At 65.2% G+C, this 230-nt stretch carries 1 protein-coding gene; it reads right to left on the bottom strand.

Going from position 1 to position 230, the window contains the following annotated elements; translation table 11 throughout:
- The coding region (locus JWG43_RS19470) for a hypothetical protein (RefSeq protein ID WP_205244530.1) at positions 1-230 on the bottom strand (230 nt) is incomplete at both ends.

The following is a 230-nucleotide window of genomic DNA, read 5'->3' as shown; positions in this document are numbered from 1 at the left end:
TGGGGTGCTTCAAACAGGTAGTGGTCGCGGTCCCCCGCCGGCAGGATCGTGCCGATCAATGATGTCGTACCCGTGATCGGCGTTGCGCTCTCCGCATCCGGATTCGGCTCATGCAGGTCGGGGCTGGCGATGAAAGCGAGGTCGAGGTGGTAGGGCTCGACACTGCGCATGCTGCGGGTACGGCCGCTCACCCGGAGGACATACTTGCCCGGCTCCGGCAGATCGACCAC

The organism is Desulfobulbus alkaliphilus (genome assembly GCF_016918545.1).
GTDB classification, from domain to species: domain Bacteria; phylum Desulfobacterota; class Desulfobulbia; order Desulfobulbales; family Desulfobulbaceae; genus Desulfobulbus; species Desulfobulbus alkaliphilus.
The sequence above is the reverse complement of the archived record's forward strand: the minus strand, read 5'-3'. Positions and strand labels throughout refer to the sequence as shown.